We start from the raw sequence: 22,851 nt of genomic DNA, 5'->3' as shown, positions 1-22,851 counted from the left end.
TGTGTTCTCCTGTCATTAAAGCGAGATATTATGAAAAAGTCCCCTATCTTCATGACCATTTGCCTAGCTGGTGCTGGCTTAGGCTCAACTCTTGCTAACGCAGATACAATCGAAGTGATTAGCTCAGGTGGTTTTTATTCATCTATGGAAAAACTCATTCCATTATTTGAAAAACAAACAGGCCATACCGTACATCTCTCATCTGGTTCATCAATGGGTGCATCACCAACTGCAATTCCAAATCGACTCGATCGTGGTGAACGTTTTGACGTGGTGGTCTTGGCTGCTCCTGAACTGAGCAAGCTCGCAGAAAAGGGTTATGTAGACCCAAATTCACAAAGTGCTTTAGTGAACTCAAGCATTGGCATGGCTGTGCCTAAAGGGGCACCAAAGCCAGATATTAGTTCTGCAGAAAAATTTGAAAAAGTTTTATTAAATGCCAAGCATATCGGCTATTCAGCAAGTGCGAGCGGTACGCATCTTGAAAAAGATGTTTTCCCAAGCTTCCCGCCTGTCGAGTACAAAGTAATTTCGAGTAAGGCAGAAAAAGTAGTTGGTGACCGCGTTGCAAAACGTATCGCCGAAGGCCAGTTTGATATTGGTTTCCAGCAAATTAGTGAAATCAAACCTTTTACTGGCAAATATGGTCAAGTTGAATTAGTCGGTCCAATTCCTGCACCGTATCAAAAAGTGACGGTATTTGCGGCAGGCATTGGTAAAAACTCGGAACATGCAAAAGTCGCAAAAGAGTTAATTAAATTTGTGAAATCGCCACAAGCAACACAAATTATTGAAGAACAGGGTCTTGAGCAAGTTAAAGAATAAAAGCTCTAAAAGGCAATATCTTGAGGTGATGTTGCCTTTTCTCTTTTAGTGGTTTACTCAAAGCAATAGAACAAAATCTATAGCGATAAACCAGTGTAGAATTAATCCATAAAGGTTAATGTAGTATTTGCCGTGGAACTCAAACAATTAAAGTATTTTATTGCAGTGATCGAGTCAGGAAGCTTGGGTAAAGCTGCAAAAAATCTCGATATTGGAACTTCTGCATTAAGCCAGCAAATCTCAAAATTAGAAAGCGAGCTTTCTATTCGCCTTTTACAACGTACCGCTTTGGGTACGGTTCCCACCCCTGCGGGTTTAGCTTTTTTTCAACAAGTGCAACTGGCGCTTAGACACCTAGACCATGCCGTAGACTCTGCGCATTCTTCACGTTTAAGTGGTCACGTCACCGTCGGTTTTTCACCAAGTGTTGCGGCTGTTATTGGCACGCACTTTTTAAAACTCATGAGAAATCGTTATCCCGATATTAAAGTCCGTTTAATTGAAGGGTTATCGGGTGATCTCAAAGCCTTGGTTAATGCAAGGCAGCTCGATGTTGCCATCATCTTTAGTGACGATGTCGACCCACAGTGGGCCATACAGCCTTTAGTCAAAGAACAGATGTTTTTAATCTCGCCTAAAGAAGTGTTGAGTCAGTACCACCTTGAAAGCTGTATCGATACTCAGACCATTACTCATTCGCAGCTTAAAGAACTTCCCCTGATTTTACCGAGTCAACGACATGGGCTGCGCTTGTTGCTCGAACAGAAAATTCATCAACTTAAAGTGACCTATGAAATTGATGGGCTGCATTTGTTAATGGAAAGCATTAGTCAACTCGAAATGGCAACCATTCAACCTGCGGGTGCATCGTTAAACTCAAGGCAAGACTTGTGTTTGCTACGCGTTGTAGAACCTGCCATTGAGCGTATTAACTATTTAATTAGTCTCTCTGAAGAAGAACTCTCCCCAGCTACTTTAGCTACGAAAGTGGTGATTCGTGCCTGTGTAGCAAACTTGATTAATGAAAAGCGCTGGCCCGGTGCGAAACTCATAAACACTTAAGCTATTAGTGTTTATTTTTACTAAACACCCATTCAAGCCTAGCCTCTCACTTCATCTTCCCTTTTAAAGCTACATTAGCCCTAGCTGAGAAAGGGAGAAATCCATGCATGATGTGATTGTAATTGGTGGTGGGAATGCCGCACTGTGTGCCGCGCTCACGGCAAAAGAAAGTGGCGCTTCTGTACTGGTAATAGAAGCAGCGCCCAAAGAGTGGCGTGGTGGTAACTCACAACACACTCGTAACCTCCGTTGCATGCATGACGCTCCTCAAGATGTATTGGTTGACGCCTATCCCGAAGAAGAATATTGGCAAGACCTACTTAAAGTGACTGCGGGGAAAACCAATGAACATTTAGCTCGTCTGGTCATTCGTAGCACAGCGACTTGTCGTGACTGGATGCGTAAACATGGTGTGAATTTTCAGCCACCGCTATCGGGTGCTTTGCATGTTGCACGTACCAATGCATTTTTTATGGGTGGTGGTAAAGCCCTCATTAATGCGTATTACCGTAGTGCCCAAGAACTTGGTATCGAAATTTTATACAACACAAAAATTAAAGATCTAAAGTTAAACCAAGGACATTTTGAAGCTGCAATTGCGGAAGATGGTCATGTGTTTAAAGCGAAAAGCTGTGTATTGGCCGCAGGTGGTTTTGAGTCAAATCTGGAATGGTTAAGAGAAGCATGGGGACAAAATGAAAATGGCGAATGGCCTGCCGATAATTTCATTATTCGCGGAACCCGCTTTAATCAGGGCAACTTGCTTAAATTTATGATAGATCAAGGCGCCGATATTATTGGTGACCCATCACAATCACATTGCGTCGCCGTAGACGCACGCGCACCATTATATGATGGTGGTATTTGTACTCGCATTGACTGCGTTTCTTTGGGTATTGTGGTCAATAACAAAGCTGAACGTTTTTACGATGAAGGTGAAGACTTCTGGCCAAAACGTTATGCGATTTGGGGCCGCCTTGTAGCTAAACAACCTCAGCAAATTGCTTATTCGATTATTGATTCAAAAGCCATTGGTCGCTTTATGCCACCTGTATTTGCTGGTGTAAAAGCAAATAGCATTCAAGAGTTAGCCGAAAAAATCGGGCTAGATGCCAAAACCTTATGCCATACCGTAGAAGAATTTAATCAAGCCTGTGTGCAAGGCACCTTTAATCATACCGTTTTAGATGACTGCACCACCGAAAATATTGTTCCGAACAAAACCCACTGGGCCGTTCCTCTCGACCAGCCACCCTTCTATGCCTATGCCCTTAAACCCGGCATTACCTTTACCTATTTAGGTTTAAAAGTCGAAGACGATGCTGCTGTGCGTTTTAACAATAAGCCAAGCCGTAACCTATTTGTCGCAGGTGAAATGATGGCAGGTAACGTACTTGGTCAGGGCTATACCGCAGGTGTCGGCATGTCAATCGGAACGACATTTGGACGCATTGCCGGAAAAAATGCCGCCCACTATGCACTTTCACAAGGAGTTGAACATGAATGCTAATAGCAAAGCCCTAATTCCAGTTGTTCAGCTCTCTGACCATGAGCAAGAAGTCCAAAGAGCTCTACAGATTTGTAATGCTTGTCGCTACTGTGAGTCTTTTTGTGCTGTATTTGCGGCCATGACCAAACGTCTTGAGTTTAACCAAGCCGATATTCATTACCTCGCAAACCTGTGCCATAACTGTGGTGCTTGTTTACACGCTTGCCAATATGCGCCACCGCATGAGTTTGGCGTCAACATTCCAAAAGCGATGGCACAAGTACGTTTAGAAACTTACCAAGAGTTTGCGACCCCTCAGCCTTTAGGTCGACTTTATAAATCTGTGGGTATTCCTTTTGTCTCGGCGTTAACACTTATTTTCTTTTTTTGCATGTTAGCTGTGGTGTGGTACAAAGGTACCGACCTGTTTGCAGGCTATCAAGGTAATTTCTATGCGATTTTCCCGCATAACTTTTTAGCTCTATTATTTGGAGCGACCTTTACAGTTGCAATTGTTCTGCTCGGCATTGGAATTAGCAAATTCTGGCGACAAACTTCTAAAGTCATTCATGGCAAAGTTGAGAAACCCGATCTGGTTCAAGCTACCCAAAATGTATTAACCCTTAAATATTTAGATGGTGGACATGGCAAAGGCTGTAATGAGCAAGATGACCGTTACACACAAATCCGCCGTGTGTTCCATCACCTGACGTTTTATGGCTTTATGCTATGCTTTGCAGCTACAGGTGTAGCGACTTTATATCATTATTTTCTTGACCTACATGCACCTTATCCTTACCTAAGCTTGCCTGTGATTTTAGGCACTTTAGGTGGAATTGGCTTAGTTGTCGGGCCTGCTGGCTTACTCTATTTAAATCTTAAACGCCATCCGTTGCATGGTGACCGTGAGCAAAAACCTGTAGATCGAGGCTTTATTTTCCTTCTACTTATCGTTAGCGCTTCAGGGCTAGCACTCATGGCATTTCGCAATACCCCTTACATGGCACTTTTACTGATTTTCCATTTAGCCACTGTCATGACTTTCTTTATTACCATGCCATTTGGAAAGTTCGCACATGGTTTTTACCGCAGTGCTTCTTTACTCAAATTTGCTATCGAAGAGCGTATTTCGAAGAAGTCATAATTTCATTCAAAAGTATTCACTATCTTGGCATAGTGAATACTTTTATTATTTTTAAGCTCAAAATATTTCATACCCCACCTACTTTTTACTATTTAAAATTCCTAAGCCATACATCGGCCACTTCGTACTCGCTTTAATATTATTAATCAGCATCGCCACCAAAACCAAAGACACTGCACCAACCAAAACAGGGAAAATTAAGAAACTCCACTCGTAATGTATGCTGCTTGCGGTGAGCAAAATAACCAAAGGATTAGCTCCAGCAGGTGGATGAACACATTTAAACACTTGCATGAGCGCAATGGCACAGCCCACGGAAAAAGCAATTGTAAAAATGGAAACGCCGACAAATTTTAGAAAAAACAAACCTACAAAAGCTGAAATAAGATGTCCAAATATAATATTTCTCGGCTGTGCCAAAGGTGACTGCGACACGGTATAGAGCAATACACAGGTCGCACCAAACGGCGCCATGATAAAGATATTGTGTGTGATCTTACTCAACCACAACAGTATAAAAATACTGACCGTCCCCCCAACAAGGCTTCTTAAAATATCAATTTTATTGGGCGATGGTGCTAGTTTTTCTTTGCCATAAAAAATAGAGAACATGATTTTTATTCCTGAGACAGAAGTTGCTTTTTAAAAAGCATATAGATAAAATTTCAAATAGTACAGATCTGTACTATTTTATTTTTTGGAAAAGACACATGTCAAAATCTGCCTTAAAAATATTAGACACAGCCGAGAAGTTATTTAATGAAAATAGTTTCGTCGGGGTTGGTGTTGACCTGATTCGGGATGAATCTGGCTGCTCTAAAACCACCATGTACACGTACTATAAAAATAAAAATCAACTGGTTAAGTCTGTGCTCGTTGCACGTGATGAACGGTTTAAGCAAAGCCTTTTGGGCTATATTGGAGATGCAACAGGGTTAGAAGCCATCAATAAGATTCTGGATTGGCACTCTAACTGGTTTAGACAAGATTTTTTTAAAGGCTGTTTATTTGTAAGAGCTGTCGCAGAATCTAACCAAGATGATCAAGACATTATTTCTATTTCTAAAGCCCATAAACAATGGATTAAAGTATTGATTGCGCAAAACTGCAATATACCGAATGGTGAAGCTTTATCTGAGCTGATCTATACGGTGATTGAAGGACTCATTAGCCGCTTTTTAGTCGATGGTTTCGATGAAACACTTGCGATAAACATGAAAAATTCGATTAATCAATTATTTAATATTCATCAACATTAGCATGAGAACTTAAAATGGAAGTGGACCATATTTTTATTTGTGTACAATCAGGCGCTCCAGAAGCTGAAACTTTAAAAAAATTTGGTCTAACAGAAGGTTCATCCAATAAGCATCTGGGTCAAGGTACCGAAAACAGACGCTTTTTCTTTAAAAATAGCTTTATCGAATTAATCTTTTTAAATAACCCAGAAGAAGCCTCAAGTGATCTCACCAAACCTACTCTGCTTTTTGAGCGACTAAATACTCAAAATAATATCGCGTCCCCTTTTGGTATTTGTTTTCGCCCTAAAAATAAAGATGGTAACGGTGCAAAATTTCCTCATTGGGTGTACAAGCCAAGCTATTTACCAGCCAGCTTAGAAGTAAATGTTGCCAAAGATTCTGTGGTATCTGAACCGATGTGGTTCTTCCTTTCATTTGCTTCACGACCAGACCTTGCTGTAAAAGACAAACAACAACCACTTGTGCATAGCAAAGATTTATCAGAGATCACCGCGATTAAGGTTTCTATTCCAAACCTTGAGCAGCATCCTACTTCGTTACTGTTCAATACACTTGATGATTTTGAAGTGACTGATGGATCGGAACACTTAATGGAAATTAGTTTTGATCATGAACCTCAAGGAATGATTCATGATTTCAGACCAGAACTGCCGCTTATTTTTAAATATTAAGTGTCTTATTTTTTAATAATAAAACTGTGATTTATGGCAAATCACAGTTTTATTTAAATTGAATCACATTAAAAACGGCAATAGCTTAAGCAATCTTCCCATCAATAATGCCTTTCTCTTTTAACGTAGCCAGTTCTTCTGCTGTTTTAAATCTGGATAAGATTTGAGCCGTATGCTCACCAAGCTCTGGTGGTGCATGATGATATTCAACTGGAGTATCAGACATTTTGATTGGTGAACCAATCGTTTGAAAGTTTTCATTTAAACGATGAGGAATATTGACCACCAAATTGCGATGGACGATTTGTGGTTCAGCCAAAGCATCTTCAATAGAGTTGATAACACCTACGGGTACTTTAAGCGCGTGAATCATGTCGACCCATTCTTTAGCAGTTTTCTGTAAAAAGTGCTCCGACAATAAAGGAATCAGTTCATTTCGATATTTGACACGGTCTTGGTTGCGCACAAACTTTTCATTTTCGAGTAGCTCTGAATAACCAATCGCAATACACAAATCTTTAAACTGTTTGTCGTTACCGCAAGCAATAATAAATTCTTTATCTTTAGCCTTAAAAGTTTGATATGGCACAATACTTGGGTGTTGATTACCCATGCGCTGTGGGGCTTTACCCGAAGCTAAATAGTTCATTCCCTGATTTGCCAGTGCCGCGACCTGTACATCAAGGAGTGACATATCAATATACTGACCGCGTCCCGTGTGTGAGCGTGCAATCAATGCGGCCTGAATGGCAATGGTGGAATACAATCCAGTTTGAATATCTACCACAGCCACACCAACCTTTTGTGCACCGCCGCCTGCCACATCATCAGGCTCGCCAGTAATGCTCATTAAGCCAGACATACCCTGAATAATAAAATCATAACCGGGTTCTTCTGCACGTGGACCATCTTGCCCAAAACCAGTAATCGAGCAATAAACAATATTTGGGTTCAACTCACTTAAGGAAGCATAGTCCAAACCATATTTAGCCAAAGACCCTGTCTTATAATTTTCAATTATCACGTCGGCGGTCTTGGCGATTTCATAAATTAAGGCCTGACCTTCGGGTGTAGTTATGTCTACCGCAACCGAATATTTATTGCGGTTGGTACACTGGAAATAACCAGATTCATGGGTCATGTTTCCATCTTGATCGGGCATCCATGGTGGACCCCACATACGGGTGTCATCACCTACTCGAGGACGTTCAATTTTAATGACTTCCGCGCCAAGGTCTGCCAAGATTTGCCCACACCATGGCCCCGCAAGTACACGACTTAAATCTAAAACCCGAATTCCTTGTAATGCACCCATAACGATACCCTTATCTTTTTAGAAGGTGCTAATGCACCTCCCTGTCATTGTTTATGATTGTTTTTGCGGATCGTACTGACGATCTTTAATAAATAAGCCCGGCAATACACCCGCAACAAAATACGCAGCGCCCATCACAATAAAGGCCATGGTAAACGTACCACCCGATGCCAAGAAACCAATGGTGGCTGGTGCAATCGCAGCCCCGACACGACCAATGTTATAGGCACCGCCAATGGCTGTTCCGCGCACATCGGTTGAAAAACTTTCAGCCATATAAGTCGCGTTCACACCGTATGGAATGCCATATAAGAAGCCAAAAGTGATTAATAAATACAAAATATTGTCAGGGGTATTGAAGAAAATAATGATTGGCAAGAACACGGCGCTGGCAATTGTTCCAAACACAAAAACAGCACGGCGGTTAAATTTATCGGCAAGATAACCCGCTAAAATTTTGCCTAGAATCATTGCTGTATATGAACCCACCATATAACTGGTTAAGTTTTTAAAGTTCATATGCACTTCTGTTTCTAAATAGCTTGGCATCCAGTTGTTAATGCCGTAATAGCCAAACTGCAAGAAGAATGCTGTGGTCATCCACAACAAAAACATTTTACGGTGCTTAAAGTTATTAAAAATTTGCTTATAAATGCTGCTACTTTTCGGCTTTTCAGCCACGACCATTTCTTTAGGTTGTCTGTTGCCTTGTAAGCTTTCAATTTTGGTGAGCTGCCAAGATTTTGGCTCTGGCACAAAGCGTTGCAGGAAAATATTGACGAAAGCAGGTACTACGGTCAGGAAGAATAAAACGCGCCAGCCATGATCTGGAATAATTGCGCCAGCTAATAACGTCGCAGCAATATAACCTACGGTTTGACCTGTCTGTAGTGTGCCCAAGACCGTTGTACGGTAAGTAGTCGGTACATATTCAGCCATTAAGGTATTACAAGCCATATAGAGTGCTCCAATACCCAAAGCACCAATAAAACGTAGAGCCATAAATTGCTCAAAGCTTTGCGTAAAGCCTAATAAACAAGTCGCTACCGAAAAGAAAGTAACTGAGTTGGCAATCGTTCGTACACGACCAAACTTGTCACATGCCCAACCACCCAAAATACCGCCAATACCCATACCCGCCAAAGAAGCACTGCCTAATGCACCCGCTTGAAAGGTAGTTAAACCAAACTCTGCCTTTAAACTGGTCAAGCTATAAGACAGCAGCATAATATCAATACCATCGACCACCATTGCAAAATAGGCAAATAACAAGGCCCATTTCCATGTATGAGGTCCAATCCTTTCGTATGTTCCAAGGTTACTTGGAAATGTATTTCTTAATTCTTTCGATATTACTTGAACGTCATTGTTCATATTTAGCTCCTCATTTTCCCAAATGAGTCATCGGTAGCCTACTTATGTTTTCTGTATGACTTAATCTTCTATATTTTCATCATCTTACATTTGGTTTTAAGTACACAGAGGCACATCTTCACATGAGTATCCTTACGATGAATCTTGTCATTTTCCATAAATTTTTGCGTAAAAATCCCTAAAGGTGCTCTCGAAAGAACACCTCGATCTTTTAAAAATTAATGAGTTAGTTACTAAATGCTGCGATACCCGTTTGTGCACGACCTAAAATTAAGGCATGAACGTCATGTGTGCCTTCATAGGTATTTACGACTTCAAGGTTAACCAAATGACGTGCTACGCCAAACTCGTCGCTAATCCCATTTCCACCCATCATGTCACGCGCCATACGAGCAATATCAAGCGCCTTTCCACAATTGTTGCGCTTAATTAGAGATGTGCCTTCAACTGACGCAATGCCTTCATCTTTCATACGGCCAAAACGTAAAGCTACTTGCAAGCCTAATGCAATTTCAGTTTGCATATCTGCGAGTTTCTTTTGAATCAACTGATTTGCAGCCAACGGACGACCAAATTGTTTACGGTCCATGGTGTATTGATGTGCGGTATGCCAGCAGAACTCGGCAGCCCCCATCGCACCCCATGCAATACCATAACGCGCACTGTTTAAACAGGTAAATGGACCTTTTAAACCTCGAATTTCAGGGAATGCATTTTCTTCAGGTACAAAAACGTTATCCATTACAATTTCACCTGTAATTGAGGCACGTAAACCAACCTTGCCATGAATGGCAGGTGCAGATAGACCTTCCCAGCCCTTTTCTAAAATAAAGCCGCGAATATCACCCACGTTACCTTCAGCAGAAACTTCTTTTGCCCAAACGACAAATACATCGGCAATTGGACTATTGGTAATCCACATTTTGGCGCCAGTCAAACGATAACCACCGTCAACTTTTTTAGCACGTGTAATCATACTGCCCGGGTCTGAACCATGGTCAGGTTCAGTCAAGCCAAAACAACCAATGTATTCACCAGTAGCGAGTTTAGGTAAGTACTTCTGCTTTTGTTCTTCACTACCAAACTCATGAATCGGAACCATGACCAATGAGCTTTGCACACTCGCCATAGAGCGGTAACCCGAATCGACATATTCAATTTCACGTGCAACCAAACCGTAACTCACATAGTTCAAACCCGCGCCGCCATATTGCTCAGGAATGGTTGGAGCCAGTAAGCCGAGCTCTCCCATTTCACGGAAAATAGATGGATCTGTTGTTTCATGACGAAATTGTTCAAGTACACGTGGTTGCAAACGCTCTTGGCAATAGGCGTGAGCAGCATCACGAATCATGCGCTCATCTTCGGTAAGCTGTTGCTCAATTAAAAATGGGTCTTGCCAGTTAAATTGAACTTTTGCTTTTTTTGTTGTCACCATGTGATTCATCGCATCCTCTGCTTGATTTGATCTTCTTTATTTAACTCGATGTTATGCGTGAAAAATGCAGTAATCAAACGATAAATGTTCATGCAGATATGCAACTTATGCATATTTAAAATAAGAGGCATTAAATTTAGATATTTAATTCGTTGTATTTCATTAAAAATGGCTTATTTTTATACTAAACTCTGCTCTCTGCATTTAGGTCATATGCTGTTTTGAAATATGACGACAAATAAAAGGATTTTATTTATGCGAAGAAGTATCCCATCCATTCAGGGCCTGCTTTGCTTTGAAAGTGCAGCAAAACATCTAAGTTATACCTATGCTGCGCAAGAGTTATGTATTACCCAAAGTGCAGTCTCGCGCCAAATTCAGCAGTTAGAAGATTTCTTGGGCGTTGAACTCTTTATACGTACTCGGCATGGCGTTGAACTCACCATTGCAGGCCAACAATATTTTAAAAGCATTAAACCCTACCTATTAGGTCTAGAGAAATGTACAGCCGATGTGATTTCTCATAAAGGTTTAGGTGGCACACTAAAATTAGGTGTGGTTCCTACCTTTGCAACACGCTGGCTGTTACCCAAGCTTCATCTTTTAAATCAAAAACACCCTGAAATTACGGTTCACTTAGAAACCAGTACCAAGCCTTTTTTATTTAACGATAATATTTTTGATGCTGCTATTTTTGCAGGTACTCAGCAGCAAATTGACCACTGGCCCGGTATACAAGCACATTATTTAATGGATGAAGAAATTGTACCTGTATGCTCACCAAAACTCATCGAAAAGTATTTTCCAGATGCAGTCATGATCAATGAAAATACCTATGATTTAAGCTCTGAAGATTTACTGAAAATCCCCCTACTTCAACAAACCACTCGGCCTAGCATTTGGCAAGAATGGTTTCTAACCCATCAGATGCAACACCCGAAGCCTTTTGATGGACAACGCCATGAGTTATTTTCAATGCTTGCGGTTGCTGCAAGCCATGACATGGGAATGGCCTTAATTCCACAAATGTTGATTGAGTCTGAATTACAAAAAAAGGAACTGGTGATTGTTTCCAATAAAAAATTAAAAGGTAGCCGAAAGTATTACCTTATTCATTCGAGCCAAGACATCTCACCGACTATTCAAAAATTTGTTGAGTGGATTTACCAAGAGTTAGAGCAGTTAAAAAGTAATACCAATTAGCTTAGCAGCTTTGATTTATGCCACATATTGCGATCTATAAACATAAAAAAGATTGTGATTAATCAAATCACAATCTTTTTAGTTAAGTGTAAATGACTTTGAATTAATGACTCATCAATTGAATGTCTGAACCACTACGTTTTGGGTCAATCAAGATTTTGGCGTGCTGTTCAGGGTCACGTAATGCCTCAAATGCACTCGTAACACCTTCTAGGCCAACAACACCTGTAATTAGCGGTGAACAGTTCACTTTACCTTCTGCAATCATATGCAGCGCATCTCTAAACTCAAGCGGTGTATAGCCCAACACAAACTGAATTTCTAACTCTTTATTAATCGCAAGTGCTGGTTCGATTTTGTCACTTTGCATGCAGACACCCACCCCAACAATTCGGGAAAACAAAGGTGCACCTTCAATAATTTGCTGCAAGACACCCGGTACGCCCACACACTCAAAAATAACAGGACGTTTTGGCAGAGCACCTAATTTATCAATCATGCGCCATCCATGCCACCACGGTAAGCGAGTTGCTTGCAACTTATCAAACAGCCCCATGCCCATATTAATCGCATCTGATACATTGCCAAGTAAACCAAACTCTTTCCAGTTAGCAAATGGCGATGTCTCTTTAGGGTCTACCACAATATCTGCACCGCATTGCTCGGCAAGCTTACGACGGTTTGGAGAAAAGTCACTGGCAACTACGGTTTTAACCCCAGCTGCTTTAAGCATTAATATGACACCTAGCCCAACAGGACCACAGCCAATTACAATCGCAGGTTCACTAGTTTTTACACGGCTACGGCGAACAGCATGCAATGCAACCGCCATAGGTTCAGTCATGGCAGCACTATCTGCATCTAGACCATTGGGTACTTCAAACATCAAACTCGACTGAGCCAATACTTGCTCGGCATAACTGCCCGAAGCATTTGGAGAAAGTCCTGTAGACAAGTAACCATGCTGATCTACATTTAAAAGCGGCATTGCACAAACAAGTGTATCTGCTTTAAATTTATGACGTGTTTTTGGACCATAATCCAAAACCTTGCCACAGAACTCATGTCCTAGTACAAACGGATCTGTAGACTTCGCTAAACCATTAAACCCTACACGTGCAGCCAAATCATGCATGTGGTCGCAGTGATGCTGCATATGCAAATCAGAGCCACAGATCCCACATCGCACCACTTCCAATAAAACCTGTCCTTTAGCAGGGGTTAATTTTGGTTGGTCCACCACTTGTAGTTTTGCTTGATGACAAAGTACCGACTTCATTTGAGTGCTTCCTATTTCTTTTTTTTCATTTACTTGCCAGAAATAGATTTCTACAGATAAATTAATCGCTTTATCAGTTTGGTCTTTAGCAAGCCTTTATTCATCTTTACAAGTAAAAGCCAAAATACCAATGACCATTCTTCAGCCAATCCACTATTGAAGAGTCAACAAAAAATAGGCTCAGCGAAATTAAAAACAATAAAAATCTTGGTGCTCGTATCTTACACAGACTGCGTTATCTTCTTAGGCCAGAACAATGTCATCAAAATTAAAACTTATACAAATATAGTAAGTTCAAAAAACTCAACTCAACGCTTTTCACAAAAACATAGCAAATCCAAACTATTATCAGTGCATCTAAACAGGCATGATGAATTAAGACGAACAGATAAGAAGAAATTTATGATTACAAAAACGCTCCCGCTTACAGATATACACCGTCATCTTGATGGCAACATCCGCATTCAAACCATTTTAGAGTTGGGGCAAAAATACAATTTGGATTTACCTGCCTATGACATTGAATCTTTACGGCCACACGTACAAGTGATGGATAACCAACCTGACTTATTAAGTTTTTTATCTAAGCTAGATTGGGGCGTAAAAGTATTAGCCAGTTTAGATGCCTGTAAGCGTATTGCATTTGAAAACATGCAAGATGCAGCACAGCAAGGCCTAGACTATGTAGAGCTGCGTTTTTCACCAGGTTATATGGGAATGACACATCAACTTCCACTTGAAGGCGTTGTTGAAGCTGTGATTGGTGGTGTAAAAGAAGGCAGTCAAGCTTACGGGGTAAAAGCGAATTTAATTGGCATTATGAGCCGTACTTTTGGCCAAGAAGCCTGTGAAAAAGAATTAAATGCCCTGCTTGCCCATAAAAATGATATTAAAGCATTGGATCTTGCTGGAGATGAGCTTGGTTTTCCGGGCAATTTATTTATTGACCACTTCAAAAAAGCGCGTGATGCAGGTTGGCACATTACGGTACATGCAGGCGAAGCTGCTGGTCCAGAAAGTATTTGGCAAGCTATTGAAGAATTAGGGGCCGAACGAATTGGACATGGCGTTAAAGCAGTTCAGGATTTAAAACTTTTAGATTATTTGGCTAAACATGAGATTGGTATTGAATCTTGTCTCACCTCAAATATTCAAACCAACACAGTACCGTCTTTAGCAGAACATCCATTAAAGACTTTTTTAGAACATGGTGTGCTTGCAACGATTAATACGGATGACCCTGCTGTAGAAGGCATTGAGATACAACATGAATATTTAACTGCTGCCCCATTAGCAGGTTTAAGCCCTGAGCAAATTTATACAGCTCAAGAAAATGGACTTAAAATCGCATTTTTATCAGATCAAGAAAAAGATGAGTTAAGGCAGAAATATTAGTAATTTTTTTTAAATATGAATTAAGTAAAATATCTTAATAAAATTATAAGTTTTTCAAAATCAACAAATCCGTGTAAAAGGTTTCTTTTTTAATTTCTTTGATTAAAAGCAAATTTTCACATCTGTACACAGATTTTACTGTGCTTTTTCTTATTGCTGATAGTGAATCGTTATGTCAAGATAGCAATATACTATTTCTACTTTCATAATATGTTTGAAACTTTAAAGAATATTTTAAATCACTTTATTTTCAAAAGACCATCACTATCATTTCAGAATATTAAAGATTATTTACCTATTCTTTTTATAATTCCCACTTCACTTGGTGGTATATGGCAACTTTTAGAGTTGGGTTCAATTGGTATCCCATATATCCGTTTTTTTTCTGTAACTCAACTTTTACCAGATGGTCTAGTCATTATATTTATGGCTTTTGCTATATCAGTATACCTTACTAACTTTGCTTTACTTTATGACAGTAAAAATTTTTCCCACCATTTTACACATTCTAAAAAGCATCTTTTCATTTACTTATTACTTAATATTTCAGTCCTAACTTTAGTTATTTTTATATTCCTTAAATTTCATACTAGAGAGCAAGATTTCAGACAAGTTGCATATGAATTTGCAGTATTATTCTTAATCATTAAATGTTCAATTTATATTATTGAACTTATAATCACCTTAATACTTAAATTTAGAAATAAAAGTCCAGCAGGCCTAGACAAAATTTTTGATGATGTAAAAAAACAAGATTATTCTGAAATACACACCCTATTTTTAACAATGTTATACCTTATTATATTTGGCATATTTTTATATTACACGGTAAGTAACTTTAGGAAATTTGCATACTATCCTAATGACTTCGAGAATTTAACAAAATTAGAAAATGAGTTGATAAAAAATTTTCGATTATGTGAGCAACCCTCTTTAGAATATTTCAATAAAGACTATCTATTTTATAATATGGAAATTGATGGTAAGAAAAGAATTTATATTATTGAATCTAAGAATCTTTTCCTATCACCCCTTGAACCAATAATTAAAGGGAAAAGGGAGAGTGAAGATTAAAGTTTTCACTTGTCAATTTTTCAAAAAGTCTCCTAATACATTGTTTTGAGAGCTGGAAAATGTCTAAAAATAAAAGAGAGCGTAAAGAGCGATATTGGCAAAACTTTGAGATCTTATCAATTTTCTTAAGTTTAATTTTTATTGCTGCTATATGGAAAATGTATCCTGCAACTCTTTTAGAGATAGATGAAGATAACAAGCCAATCGCTGTTGCTTCTAAACCAAGTCAACATACAGGTTTATCAAATGACGAAAAAAAGTCTTACTTTGAAAAAATTGGTGAGAAATATGGTACTTATGGTGATGCTTATGGTTCCTTAAATACTTTATTTAGTGGTTGGGCATTTGCCCTGCTGTTAATTTCTTTGTTTATGCAACGGCAAGAACTTCAAGCTCAGCGTAAAGAGTTAGCAGCTCAAAGGGATGAAATTTCCAAAGCTAATGACATTGCTGAGCAACAAATGCTAATAACAGAGCAACAAGCTGATTTATTAGAAAAACAGATTAAAGAGGCTCAGGTTCAGAATTTCTTTAATATACTTTTCCCGTTACTTAATAGAAAAAAAACTTACTATGAAATTGCCGATGAGCTACCTGTTTTTGGCTCATCTGCTTACAGGGATTCTATTAAGAATGAAAGTACATTTAAAACATTACATATGGCGGCACTAAAAATTTATGATAATTTTGAGAAATCTCATGGAGATGGATTTATTCATAAAGATGAAATCTTAAAAAGTTTAAGAAAAATGATCGTTGAAATTCCGCCCTATGGTCTTGCTTATAGTTATTTGAAAGGCACAAAATATAAAGAATATTTCTTATATATTATTAATTTTATTGAAAAATTTGAAGGAATTGATAAAAAAGACAAAGAAGTAGGTATGTCTATTTTTCTATCTGATTTTTCTACTAGAGAACTATATATCATTTCACTTTTGACTATTGAAAATGAGATTCTTATGGAAAAGGTTATTGAGCACAAAGTTTTTCGTTCATTTATAGAAGCAGATCGAAATGGAAATTCGGTTTTTAGCTTATTATTCTCTGAATAAAAAAAGCCGCTTAGCGGCTTTTTTTACCCTTTATTTTCTCTATATCCAGCCAGCCACATTTGAGAGGCTTCTGCCCAACTCATTAAGCCATCAGGCTCTCGTACATCGATGTGCCGTTATCAAATTGAAAGGATTTAATAATGAAAGATCTTGTTTATTTATTTATAGATCTCATTAAGTTGATTTTTCCTCTTTTCCTGAGAATCGATAAAGATATTGAGAACTATGGAAAGTTAGTTGAACTTGAAACAGATCCAAATAAAAAAGAAGAATTAAAAATTAAAATTAAAGAGTTATATGTTCAGAAGATGACGAGGTCTTCAAAATTTGATTATTTCTCTATGATGGAATTTAACAAAAAGTATCCTAGAGCTAGGTTAGGTTCATATCATTATAGATATATGTCAAAGCAAGAAGGAAGATACTTAATGTTTGAATATGATCAAGATTTTCATGTCACGGCTGTGTATGGCTGGCTTAACTATAAACAATTTAAAATTAAGTTTTTAAAAGCAGCAATATTTTTACTTCTCGGATACTTCTTTATGAATGTTCCAAATATTTTGACATTTACCTCACTGAAGTCACGTCTACTAGACATGTATGATATTCTTTATTTTTTACCCCATGGCTTTATGATTATTGGACTAATAGTTTTAGTCTTAGGCGTATTGCAATCACAAAAAGTTATTACTTATCAGTATTTAAAAGAACGTGGTGTAATCACAGTTTTACCTTTCATTTGATTGTGCCCTCTTATAACAAGCAAGCCACATTTGCGGGGCCTCTGCCCAACTCATTAACCCATTAGGCTCTCGTACATTGTGGTATGCATTCATAAAACGCTTATACCAGAAACGCTTCATAACTTCAGAATCATATTTAGGAAACCCCACAGGATTCATATCTAGACGGATATTTTTAAAAATAGTTCAAATAGCTATTCACAATCCGTATTTTTAGTCCTTGTTTGTCAAAGCCGAACATACACATATAATTTTTTAAAATCTTTAATTAATAGAAATAAGAAGAAATAGAGCTTATATAAATAAGTTCAAATATTGGAGTGTGTATGAATTAAAATTTAAATATATAAAAACAAAAAAATTCCTTCTATCGATAAGACAAGAAGAAATTCTTTTTAATTTTTTGGATATTTTCAAAGCTTGAACGCTTTTAAATATGGTCGGAGCAGTAGGATTCGAACCTACGACCCCCTGGTCCCAAACCAGGTGCACTACCAGGCTGTGCTATGCTCCGAAATTGGGGTGAATGACGGGATTCGAACCCGCGACAACTGGAATCACAATCCAGGGCTCTACCAACTGAGCTACATCCACCATCAAATAAGTTCTATGTACCAAGCTACCAAATGGCGCGCCTGACAGGATTCGAACCTGTGACCATCCGCTTAGAAGGCGGATGCTCTATCCAACTGAGCTACAGGCGCTTAACCGATGATGCTTATCATGCGATACTTCGCCGATCTTAAAATATTATTTTAAGTGGTCGGAGCAGTAGGATTCGAACCTACGACCCCCTGGTCCCAAACCAGGTGCACTACCAGGCTGTGCTATGCTCCGATCTATCTCAGCTTTTGCTGTATCGCACATCGTGCGGTACGGTGTGCATTCTAGGCGCGACGCCCTCAGACGTCAACACCTATTCTCAAAAAAAGTTAAAAATCCTTATCAAATGTATATTTAACAAGCATTTTGAGGTTTTTTAACGTTTTAACGATGCACTAAAGGCTAACATTCGATCTAAAGGCATTTTGGCACGTTCAGCAAGCGCTGGATCGACGTGTATTTCCTGATCACCTTTTTGTAAAACTTCTAAAATTCCGTCAAGTTCATTCATTGCCATCCAAGGACAGTGAGCACATGAACGACAAGTTGCCCCCTCACCCGCTGTTGGCGCTTCAACTAAAATCTTATTCGGTACAGCTTGCTGCATTTTGTAGAAAATACCGCGGTCTGTTGCCACAATGAGTCTTTCATTTGGCAAAGTCTGCGCAGCTTTAATGAGTTGAGACGTACTACCTACCGCGTCTGCAATTTCTACAACTGACTCTGGTGACTCAGGATGTACCAATACAGCAGCGTCTGGATACAGTGCTTTCATGTTGGCAATACCACGCGCACGGAATTCTTCATGCACAATACATGCGCCATCCCAAAGCAACATATCTGCACCAGTTTTCTTTTGAATATAGCGACCTAAGTGCTGATCTGGTGCCCAAATAATTTTTTCACCTAGGCTATCTAGATGCTCAACAATTTCGACCGCACAACTTGAAGTCACGACCCAATCTGCACGTGCTTTAACAGCAGCCGATGTATTAGCATAAACAACTACAGTGTGGTCAGGGTGCTGATCACAAAATGCTGTGAACTCATCAACTGGGCAACCCAAGTCGAGTGAGCAGGTTGCTTCAAGTGTCGGCATTAAAATTGTTTTTTCAGGAGACAGGATTTTTGCTGTTTCTCCCATAAACTTAACACCAGCCACAACCAGTGTAGAGGCTGCATGATCTCGTCCAAAACGGGCCATTTCTAAAGAGTCAGAAACGCATCCACCTGTTTTTTCGGCAAGTTCTTGTACTTCAGGGTCGCAATAGTAATGAGCAACAAGGACAGCATCACGTTTTTTGAGCTCTGCTTCGATCTGCGCAAACTTTTGTTGTTTTGCTTCTTCACTTAAGCGATTGTCTTTTGGCTCACCTAAACGGTCTAAATGCGCTTGTACAATGTTTTTTGCATCGTTGGCAATTAAAGTCGCATCACTCATAAAACGTCTTCTCTATCCTTCATGCTGGCATACCTGCTCGCATATAACGTTACTGCTTAAATGATTTACGGATTGAATCATTTAATATCAAAAGATGGGGCTAATAAAAAAGCCTCTTTGTCGAGGCTTGATTATAACTGATATTTAAGAACGGTAATCAGCATTAATTTTGACATAGTCGTAAGATAAGTCACACGTATATACCGTGTCTTTGGCCTGACCACGTCCTAAATCAACACGAATGGTAATTTCGGTTTGTGCCATAACGCGCGCACCCGCTTCTTCGGTATAGTCCTCAGCTGCGCCACCGTCTTTACAGATTTGTACATCGTCTAACCACACTTGAATTTTAGACACGTCTAAGTCTTTAACGCCTGCATATCCAATCGCAGCTAAAATACGTCCCCAGTTCGGGTCCGATGCAAAAAGTGCAGTTTTGACAAGTGGTGAATGCGCAATGCTATATGCAATGTCACAACATTCTTGAGTATTTGCGCCGCCTTCTACAGCAACAGTAATAAATTTCGTCGCACCTTCACCATCACGGACAATTAACTGGGCTAAACGATTCATTACACGAGCAAGAACTTCTAACACTTTAGCGTAGCGTGCATCGCTGTCCGATGTGATTTCAGCGCCACCCGCCTGACCTGTTGCTACAAAAATACAAGAGTCATTGGTCGAAGTATCGCCATCAATCGTAATACGGTTAAATGAATGCTCAACTGTTGTCTTTAATAGCTTTTGTACTAAATCACGGCTAATAGGTGCATCTGTTGCCACAAAGCTCAACATGGTTGCCATGTTCGGGCGGATCATTCCAGCGCCTTTACTAATACCTGTCATGGTATAAGTAATGCCATCAAGTTCAAATTGTTCAGATGCGCCTTTAGGCACAGTATCTGTTGTCATAATGCCAGTTGCAGCATCATTCCAAGCAGCATCTTGTACGCTATTTAATGCAGGCTGAAGACCAGCAAGTAAACGCTCCATTGGAAGCTGCTCACCAATCACACCTGTAGAAAATGGAAGTACTTCAGAGCTATTAACTCCTGCAAGCTCCGCTAACTTCGCGCAAGTATCTTGAGCGTTTTTCAAGCCTGTAGGTCCAGTACCCGCATTGGCATTACCTGTGTTAATCACTAAATAGCGCGGATTACCTTCGGCAAGATGAGCTTTAGAGACATGAACAGGTGCTGCACAAAATGCATTTTGAGTAAATACACCAGCAACATTTGAGCCTTCTGCAAACTCAAAAATGACTAAATCTCGTCGGTTTTGGTAACGTACATATGCTTCTGTTGAGCCAATTTTTACACCTTTTACCACATACATTTGTGGCATTGTTACGTCACCGACAGCCATTTTTAGAACATCCAAAGTTTGTTATGAATAAGATCAATATTTCAAAAAAGCAATGCAGTGAAGCACCGACCTTATGAAATATCATAGTGGACAGCTTAGTAGAAAAGACTAAAAAAATCGAGCGCAAAAACGGCTCATTGTTGCTCTAGTTTTAATAAAATATCTTTCTTATCAAGCCCACCAGCAAAACCAACTAAAGCTCCACCAGCACCAATGACTCGGTGACAAGGTGCAATAATGGAAATCGGGTTTTTACCGTTTGCCGCGCCCACTGCTCTCACCGCTTTTTCATTGCCAATTTGGAGTGCAATATCTTTATAACTTCTTGTTTCCCCATAAGGGATAGTCAGTAAAGCAGACCAGACTAGCTTTTGAAATGCGGTTCCTTCGAAATCTAGTGGCAATGTAAACTCTCGGCGTTTACCTTCAAAATATTCTTGTAGTTGTTGTTCGGTCTTTAATAAAACTGGATGCTCAAGTTGTTCGACCAGCTCAGCCAGTCGAACACGTTTTGGATTTTCATTGTCCCAGAGTACTGCCACTAAAGCATTTTCATTCGCAACTAGCTTTAATTGCCCAACAGGCGAATTGATATACTTATAAGACAGCAACATAGTTTTATTCTCTTAAGACGGCGATGAAATTTTCATTAAAACCAAACCTGACACAATTAATACAGCGGCAATCATTCGCATAGCTCCAATAGGTTCATGAAGAAAAAATATACCTACAAGAAATGACCCAATTGCGCCAATGCCTGTCCAAACCGTATAAGCAGTGCCAAGAGGTAAAGTTTTCATTGAAATTGAAAGCAGAACTACACTCAAAATCATAAAAACTACGGTAATAACACTAGGGGTTAAACGTGTAAAACCTTCGGACATTTTCATAGAATATGCCCAAATGATTTCAAATACACCTGCTAAAATTAAAATAGCCCAAGCCATAACATTCACTAATTTTTATAACGTCAGGTCGTCCCGACATGATGTCCCATTATGGGGGAGGTCGTTCCTCCTTTATGTGAGGACTCAGTTTACTTTAAAATAAAAAATGAAGGCAAACCCTGACACAGGCTTGCCTCTATCAGAAAATATTATTCATTTTTTAACTGTAAAATTTTTCGTGCACCATTTAAAACAAACAAAACAATAATCAATCCAATCATTAAATCAGGATAACGCGAACCTGTAATGGCAACCAATATTCCAGCGACAATGACACCCAAGTTGACGATGACATCATTTGCAGAAAAGATATAACTCGCCTTCATGTGTGCCCCGCTCTCCTTATGGTCTCTCATTAAATAAAGACAACTAATGTTGGCCGCAAGAGCTAATCCGCCAATTAAAATCATGAGAATTGAAACAGGTTCACTGCCATAAATAAAACGACGCAATACATCGATTAACACAATCATGGCTAAGCCAAACTGCAACCACCCCGAAAGATGCGCAGCCTTTAATTGCGCATTTAGATTTTTACCCACCACAAATAAAGCAATGCCATAAATTGCAGCATCGGCAAACATATCGAGCGAATCGGCAATTAATCCTGTAGAGGAAGCAATGATGCCTGCCATTAACTCAATAACAAACATGACCCCATTAATCAGTAACAACCATTGTAAAACTTGTTTTTGTGCTGCATTCGTTGAAGTACTTGGTCGAACCTTTTTAGGTTTTTCAACAGGTTCATAATGTGGCTGTGTTTGTTGTAACTCGGCTCCTAATCCTAAACGCTGTAAACTTTGAGTAATCATTTCAGCTTGAAGACTGTGATAAATCGCTAAATGGCGTGCAGGCAAATCAAAATGAAGCTCTTGAATATCATCAGTGTAAGAGGCTAAAGCCATCCGCACCATTTGCTCTTCGGCTGCACAGTCCATGCGGGGAATATGATAATAACTTACCCATTGACTCTTTTTAGTCACAGGTTCACTAGGTGTGAAACACTCCTGAGACGACATGCTTGAGCATTCGCAGTTAGAGCTATTTTTACTTAAATGTATTTGATTCTCTTGTTTTTCTAAAGCCATCTTTGCACCATAACTGACACAAAAAACAATGCCATTAGTATAAACCAATGGCATATGTTTAAGCTTACTTTT

21 protein-coding genes and 4 tRNA genes are annotated in these 22,851 nt (G+C 39.3%); 11 read left to right on the top strand and 14 right to left on the bottom strand.

The window, feature by feature from the left end:
• Nucleotides 1-30: 30 nt before the first annotated feature.
• The 4 genes from RMA94_RS07820 to tcuB all read left to right on the top strand — a co-directional run bounded on the left by RMA94_RS07820 (nt 31) and on the right by tcuB (nt 4,520).
• A complete protein-coding gene (locus RMA94_RS07820; RefSeq protein WP_057085133.1) occupies nt 31-825 on the top strand; it encodes a substrate-binding domain-containing protein in 795 nt (264 codons plus the stop codon).
• A gap of 132 nt (nt 826-957) precedes the next feature.
• Complete coding sequence (locus tag RMA94_RS07815) at nt 958-1,887, top strand: LysR substrate-binding domain-containing protein (protein WP_311082444.1); 930 nt, start codon at nt 958-960, stop codon at nt 1,885-1,887.
• Between the two features lie 103 nt (nt 1,888-1,990).
• Nucleotides 1,991-3,397: an FAD-dependent tricarballylate dehydrogenase TcuA gene (tcuA, locus tag RMA94_RS07810; protein WP_311082442.1), complete on the top strand. Its 1,407-nt coding sequence runs from the start codon at nt 1,991-1,993 to the stop codon at nt 3,395-3,397.
• Nucleotides 3,387-4,520 (top strand): tricarballylate utilization 4Fe-4S protein TcuB, encoded by a 1,134-nt coding sequence (gene tcuB / locus RMA94_RS07805; protein WP_019767948.1) that lies wholly within the window; start codon nt 3,387-3,389, stop codon nt 4,518-4,520. The genes tcuA and tcuB overlap by 11 nt, the downstream gene beginning before the upstream one ends.
• 78 nt (nt 4,521-4,598) lie before the next feature.
• On the opposite strand, the gene RMA94_RS07800 is transcribed toward tcuB, so the two are convergent.
• Nucleotides 4,599-5,132, bottom strand: coding sequence for an HPP family protein (locus RMA94_RS07800; RefSeq protein ID WP_032007289.1), 534 nt, complete (start codon nt 5,130-5,132; stop codon nt 4,599-4,601).
• A 98-nt stretch (nt 5,133-5,230) separates the two neighbouring features.
• Between RMA94_RS07800 and RMA94_RS07795 the strand changes: the two genes are divergently transcribed.
• Together RMA94_RS07795 and RMA94_RS07790 are read left to right on the top strand one after the other, a co-directional pair.
• A complete protein-coding gene (locus tag RMA94_RS07795) occupies nt 5,231-5,779 on the top strand; it encodes a TetR/AcrR family transcriptional regulator (RefSeq protein ID WP_032007290.1) in 549 nt (182 codons plus the stop codon).
• 14 nt (nt 5,780-5,793) lie between these two features.
• Complete coding sequence (locus RMA94_RS07790) at nt 5,794-6,453, top strand: VOC family protein (protein WP_311082439.1); 660 nt, start codon at nt 5,794-5,796, stop codon at nt 6,451-6,453.
• 85 nt (nt 6,454-6,538) lie between these two features.
• Here the strand turns inward: RMA94_RS07790 and RMA94_RS07785 are convergent, their stop codons facing one another.
• From RMA94_RS07785 to RMA94_RS07775, 3 genes are all read right to left on the bottom strand, one after another.
• Nucleotides 6,539-7,768, bottom strand: a complete 1,230-nt coding sequence (locus RMA94_RS07785) for a CaiB/BaiF CoA-transferase family protein (protein ID WP_262463002.1) — start codon at nt 7,766-7,768, stop codon at nt 6,539-6,541.
• A 51-nt stretch (nt 7,769-7,819) separates the two neighbouring features.
• Nucleotides 7,820-9,142: an MFS transporter gene (locus RMA94_RS07780; RefSeq protein WP_311082438.1), complete on the bottom strand. Its 1,323-nt coding sequence runs from the start codon at nt 9,140-9,142 to the stop codon at nt 7,820-7,822.
• A 226-nt stretch (nt 9,143-9,368) separates the two neighbouring features.
• Nucleotides 9,369-10,589, bottom strand: a complete 1,221-nt coding sequence (locus RMA94_RS07775; protein ID WP_311082436.1) for an acyl-CoA dehydrogenase — start codon at nt 10,587-10,589, stop codon at nt 9,369-9,371.
• Nucleotides 10,590-10,835: 246 nt separating this feature from the next.
• Here RMA94_RS07775 and RMA94_RS07770 point away from each other — a divergent pair, with 246 nt between their 5' ends.
• The gene (locus RMA94_RS07770; RefSeq protein WP_311082435.1) at nt 10,836-11,783 is read left to right on the top strand and encodes a LysR substrate-binding domain-containing protein; all 948 of its coding nucleotides are present in this window, start codon (nt 10,836-10,838) and stop codon (nt 11,781-11,783) included.
• Nucleotides 11,784-11,886: 103 nt separating this feature from the next.
• On the opposite strand, the gene RMA94_RS07765 is transcribed toward RMA94_RS07770, so the two are convergent.
• Complete coding sequence (locus RMA94_RS07765) at nt 11,887-13,062, bottom strand: zinc-binding dehydrogenase (RefSeq protein WP_311082433.1); 1,176 nt, start codon at nt 13,060-13,062, stop codon at nt 11,887-11,889.
• Between the two features lie 402 nt (nt 13,063-13,464).
• On the opposite strand from RMA94_RS07765, the gene add reads away from it, so the two are divergent.
• The 4 genes from add (at nt 13,465) to RMA94_RS07745 (ending at nt 17,332) form a co-directional block, all read left to right on the top strand.
• Nucleotides 13,465-14,457, top strand: a complete 993-nt coding sequence (gene add / locus RMA94_RS07760; RefSeq protein ID WP_311082431.1) for an adenosine deaminase — start codon at nt 13,465-13,467, stop codon at nt 14,455-14,457.
• 210 nt (nt 14,458-14,667) lie between these two features.
• Complete coding sequence (locus RMA94_RS07755; RefSeq protein ID WP_024438877.1) at nt 14,668-15,531, top strand: hypothetical protein; 864 nt, start codon at nt 14,668-14,670, stop codon at nt 15,529-15,531.
• A 59-nt stretch (nt 15,532-15,590) separates the two neighbouring features.
• Nucleotides 15,591-16,586 (top strand): hypothetical protein, encoded by a 996-nt coding sequence (locus RMA94_RS07750; RefSeq protein ID WP_311082427.1) that lies wholly within the window; start codon nt 15,591-15,593, stop codon nt 16,584-16,586.
• 140 nt (nt 16,587-16,726) lie between these two features.
• A complete protein-coding gene (locus RMA94_RS07745; protein WP_311082425.1) occupies nt 16,727-17,332 on the top strand; it encodes a hypothetical protein in 606 nt (201 codons plus the stop codon).
• Between the two features lie 437 nt (nt 17,333-17,769).
• Here RMA94_RS07745 and RMA94_RS07740 read toward each other — a convergent pair.
• The 9 genes from RMA94_RS07740 to RMA94_RS07700 all read right to left on the bottom strand — a co-directional run bounded on the left by RMA94_RS07740 (nt 17,770) and on the right by RMA94_RS07700 (nt 22,833).
• Nucleotides 17,770-17,846: transfer RNA gene (locus RMA94_RS07740), tRNA-Pro, on the bottom strand.
• 4 nt (nt 17,847-17,850) lie between these two features.
• Nucleotides 17,851-17,926, bottom strand: a tRNA-His gene (locus RMA94_RS07735).
• A gap of 33 nt (nt 17,927-17,959) precedes the next feature.
• Nucleotides 17,960-18,036, bottom strand: a tRNA-Arg gene (locus RMA94_RS07730).
• Between the two features lie 56 nt (nt 18,037-18,092).
• Nucleotides 18,093-18,169: transfer RNA gene (locus RMA94_RS07725), tRNA-Pro, on the bottom strand.
• Nucleotides 18,170-18,311: 142 nt separating this feature from the next.
• The gene (nadA, locus tag RMA94_RS07720; protein ID WP_002115913.1) at nt 18,312-19,376 is read right to left on the bottom strand and encodes a quinolinate synthase NadA; all 1,065 of its coding nucleotides are present in this window, start codon (nt 19,374-19,376) and stop codon (nt 18,312-18,314) included.
• A 144-nt stretch (nt 19,377-19,520) separates the two neighbouring features.
• On the bottom strand, nt 19,521-20,741 hold the full coding sequence (gene argJ, locus RMA94_RS07715) for a bifunctional glutamate N-acetyltransferase/amino-acid acetyltransferase ArgJ (protein ID WP_069141825.1): 1,221 nt from the start codon (nt 20,739-20,741) through the stop codon (nt 19,521-19,523).
• Between the two features lie 134 nt (nt 20,742-20,875).
• Nucleotides 20,876-21,355 carry a methylated-DNA--[protein]-cysteine S-methyltransferase gene (locus RMA94_RS07710; protein ID WP_069141826.1) on the bottom strand — a complete coding sequence of 160 codons (480 nt, stop codon included), beginning with the start codon at nt 21,353-21,355 and terminating at the stop codon, nt 20,876-20,878.
• A gap of 12 nt (nt 21,356-21,367) precedes the next feature.
• Complete coding sequence (locus RMA94_RS07705; protein WP_002115842.1) at nt 21,368-21,688, bottom strand: multidrug efflux SMR transporter; 321 nt, start codon at nt 21,686-21,688, stop codon at nt 21,368-21,370.
• Nucleotides 21,689-21,837: 149 nt separating this feature from the next.
• The gene (locus RMA94_RS07700) at nt 21,838-22,833 is read right to left on the bottom strand and encodes a cation transporter (protein ID WP_204085869.1); all 996 of its coding nucleotides are present in this window, start codon (nt 22,831-22,833) and stop codon (nt 21,838-21,840) included.
• Nucleotides 22,834-22,851: the final 18 nt, after the last annotated feature.

The sequence above is a fragment of the Acinetobacter sp. V115_6 genome (assembly GCF_031799025.1).
GTDB classification, from domain to species: domain Bacteria; phylum Pseudomonadota; class Gammaproteobacteria; order Pseudomonadales; family Moraxellaceae; genus Acinetobacter; species Acinetobacter pittii.
This window is presented reverse-complemented; position numbering and strand designations above follow the sequence as displayed.

Excerpts from the sequence above, each read along its gene's own strand:
- RMA94_RS07755 (WP_024438877.1), top strand. The coding sequence starts at position 14,668 with ATGTTTGAAACTTTAAAGAATATTTTAAATCACTTTATTTTCAAAAGA.
- tcuB (WP_019767948.1), top strand. The coding sequence starts at position 3,387 with ATGAATGCTAATAGCAAAGCCCTAATTCCAGTTGTTCAGCTCTCTGAC.
- nadA (WP_002115913.1), bottom strand. The coding sequence starts at position 19,376 with ATGAGTGATGCGACTTTAATTGCCAACGATGCAAAAAACATTGTACAA.
- RMA94_RS07775 (WP_311082436.1), bottom strand. The coding sequence starts at position 10,589 with ATGAATCACATGGTGACAACAAAAAAAGCAAAAGTTCAATTTAACTGG.
- RMA94_RS07795 (WP_032007290.1), top strand. The coding sequence starts at position 5,231 with ATGTCAAAATCTGCCTTAAAAATATTAGACACAGCCGAGAAGTTATTT.
- RMA94_RS07800 (WP_032007289.1), bottom strand. The coding sequence starts at position 5,132 with ATGTTCTCTATTTTTTATGGCAAAGAAAAACTAGCACCATCGCCCAAT.
- RMA94_RS07785 (WP_262463002.1), bottom strand. The coding sequence starts at position 7,768 with ATGGGTGCATTACAAGGAATTCGGGTTTTAGATTTAAGTCGTGTACTT.
- tcuA (WP_311082442.1), top strand. The coding sequence starts at position 1,991 with ATGCATGATGTGATTGTAATTGGTGGTGGGAATGCCGCACTGTGTGCC.
- RMA94_RS07710 (WP_069141826.1), bottom strand. The coding sequence starts at position 21,355 with ATGTTGCTGTCTTATAAGTATATCAATTCGCCTGTTGGGCAATTAAAG.
- RMA94_RS07765 (WP_311082433.1), bottom strand. The coding sequence starts at position 13,062 with ATGAAGTCGGTACTTTGTCATCAAGCAAAACTACAAGTGGTGGACCAA.
- add (WP_311082431.1), top strand. The coding sequence starts at position 13,465 with ATGATTACAAAAACGCTCCCGCTTACAGATATACACCGTCATCTTGAT.
- RMA94_RS07745 (WP_311082425.1), top strand. The coding sequence starts at position 16,727 with ATGAAAGATCTTGTTTATTTATTTATAGATCTCATTAAGTTGATTTTT.
- RMA94_RS07790 (WP_311082439.1), top strand. The coding sequence starts at position 5,794 with ATGGAAGTGGACCATATTTTTATTTGTGTACAATCAGGCGCTCCAGAA.
- RMA94_RS07750 (WP_311082427.1), top strand. The coding sequence starts at position 15,591 with ATGTCTAAAAATAAAAGAGAGCGTAAAGAGCGATATTGGCAAAACTTT.
- RMA94_RS07705 (WP_002115842.1), bottom strand. The coding sequence starts at position 21,688 with ATGGCTTGGGCTATTTTAATTTTAGCAGGTGTATTTGAAATCATTTGG.
- RMA94_RS07770 (WP_311082435.1), top strand. The coding sequence starts at position 10,836 with ATGCGAAGAAGTATCCCATCCATTCAGGGCCTGCTTTGCTTTGAAAGT.
- RMA94_RS07820 (WP_057085133.1), top strand. The coding sequence starts at position 31 with ATGAAAAAGTCCCCTATCTTCATGACCATTTGCCTAGCTGGTGCTGGC.
- argJ (WP_069141825.1), bottom strand. The coding sequence starts at position 20,741 with ATGGCTGTCGGTGACGTAACAATGCCACAAATGTATGTGGTAAAAGGT.
- RMA94_RS07700 (WP_204085869.1), bottom strand. The coding sequence starts at position 22,833 with ATGCCATTGGTTTATACTAATGGCATTGTTTTTTGTGTCAGTTATGGT.
- RMA94_RS07780 (WP_311082438.1), bottom strand. The coding sequence starts at position 9,142 with ATGAACAATGACGTTCAAGTAATATCGAAAGAATTAAGAAATACATTT.